Source organism: Beijerinckia sp. L45, assembly GCF_009765775.1.
Taxonomy (GTDB): domain Bacteria; phylum Pseudomonadota; class Alphaproteobacteria; order Rhizobiales; family Beijerinckiaceae; genus RH-AL1.
This window is the reverse complement of sequence record NZ_LMUU01000164.1, coordinates 1-1,783: the sequence shown is the minus strand read 5'-3', so window position 1 is coordinate 1,783 and position 1,783 is coordinate 1. Positions and strand designations below refer to the sequence as shown.

Genomic DNA, 1,783 nt, shown 5'->3' with positions numbered 1-1,783 from the left:
CCAAGTCGCCTGTTCGTCGGCCGTGAGCGGCTTCGTGTCCTTTGATGCCTTCATTCTGACTCGGCGTAGGTCCCTACCGGGAAGCGAGACGAGAAGCGCTCGAACATGGCCCGGTATAGCGCCTTGGGCTCATTGAAGGTATCGGTGGCTGTCATGCCATAGCCGATCTCCTCTTGGCCGCTCTCCGTTAGAGTCGCGAAGACCTCATTGCAGAAATCATCGAGCGGCGCGCCATGCGTCGCGCCTGCCCCGGCGAGCTGGGTGGAGACCGCCGGCGGGATCAGCTCTGTGACGCGTATGTTGGTGCCGATAAGGGCGAAGCGGAGATTAACGGTGTAGCTGTGCAGGGCCGCCTTGCAAGCGCTGTAGACCGGCGCGAAGGGCTGCGGCAGAAAAGCGCCGCCCGATGTCACGTTTACGATCAAACTTTCCCGGCCGTGAGCAAGCATCCGCGGCACCAGCAAGTGATTGAGGTGTATCGGGCCCGCAAGCAGGATATCGAGTTCGGCTTGGCGTGCTGACCAGGGCGCATCGTCATCCGCAAGCGACACCCGGCGCTGGATACCCGCATTGTTGATGAGGACGTTGATGTCCGGCATCGTCTCGCGAACATGCGCGGCAAGGGCCTCACGCGCTTCCGATTGACCAATGTCATTCGCGAAAGTGCGAACACCAGGTAGCATCGTTCTAACGCGATCGAGCTGGTCAGCCTTGCGGCCTGTCACCAGGACGGTCGCTCCAGCCAATAGGAAGCGCTCGGCTAAACCGAGCCCAATGCCGTTACTGCCGCCCGTGATAAGAACGCGCGCCGAAGGAGAAGCAAAAGTTATCATGACAACCAATCTAGCCATATTTGGTTGTCATGGCAACCAGCATCGCCGGCGCGCGAGTACCAGCTGTGAGCGATGTCGCCGGTCCGCTGACTTATGCCTCGGCAGTCCCGCCTGTGAATGCACCGGCCCTGAAGCGCCGGCCTCCTCAGATCTCGCGACCCTAAGCTCCTGCTGACGACTCTCCTACCTTCGGGCCCGCTAAGTACAGCCATCCCCAGAATACTTCCGGCTGCTCATTGTTCTATGCGGCGATCGCCAAGCCGAAGGACGACAGTCCTCGGACTAGGATGACGACATGAAGACGGATTTCTTCGAGCCGCTTTCTCGCAATGACATCGAACGGGCAGCCGCCGTCTTCGCAGTTGACAGGATCCTGCTGTTCCCTGGGGCTTCGTCCCGTGGCAGGCCGTCCGCTCGTCAAACGCATGCTCGGGCTGATCCGTCGCCGCGACACCACCATTTCCTGGGAAATGGACTCGGTCATCAACACCGATAGTTGGCTCACTTCGCCCTGGAGCGTCCGTGGCGAATTCCAGAACACCGGCGCAAGCTACGTCAACGAGGGGCTCTCGCTGATCAGATTGAATCGGGATGGGCGGATCGCCATGCTGAGCGACTACTTCAAGGATACGGTCGCTTTCAGTGCCACTGCACCATTCGCCAGAGCGGTAGCGAAGGACAGTTCAGCGCTCGTTGCGTGAGGCCGATCGTTATCAGCAGGCCGTTGAAGAACGCTTGAATTAAGGCTTGTGCGACGTCGCATTGGAATGCTGATGTTGTGGACCTCTGATCGGGTAGCTCGCGACGCTTGCGCGGCTCGTTCGTCATTGTCTCTTGCCATCGCGAATTTCGATTACAGATATCGGCCGTCCTGCTCTCGACAAAGGTAGTGGCTTAGAGCGGTTTCCACGACGGTTGAATCGTGAGGAGCAGGATTCCCTTTTCTCTTG

At 59.3% G+C, this 1,783-nt stretch carries 2 protein-coding genes; one reads left to right on the top strand and one right to left on the bottom strand.

Features of this window, described 5'->3' with window-relative positions; all coding sequences use genetic code 11:
* Positions 1-50 precede the first annotated feature (50 nt).
* The gene (locus GSQ79_RS17690; RefSeq protein WP_158809998.1) at positions 51-833 is read right to left on the bottom strand and encodes an SDR family oxidoreductase; all 783 of its coding nucleotides are present in this window, start codon (positions 831-833) and stop codon (positions 51-53) included.
* 398 nt (positions 834-1,231) lie between these two features.
* On the opposite strand from GSQ79_RS17690, the gene GSQ79_RS17685 reads away from it, so the two are divergent.
* Positions 1,232-1,534 carry a nuclear transport factor 2 family protein gene (locus GSQ79_RS17685; RefSeq protein ID WP_158809997.1) on the top strand — a complete coding sequence of 101 codons (303 nt, stop codon included), beginning with the start codon at positions 1,232-1,234 and terminating at the stop codon, positions 1,532-1,534.
* Positions 1,535-1,783 lie beyond the last annotated feature (249 nt).

Bases quoted from the DNA above. Each gene is read 5' to 3' on its own strand.
- GSQ79_RS17690 (WP_158809998.1), bottom strand. From the start codon at position 833: ATGATAACTTTTGCTTCTCCTTCGGCGCGCGTTCTTATCACGGGCGGC.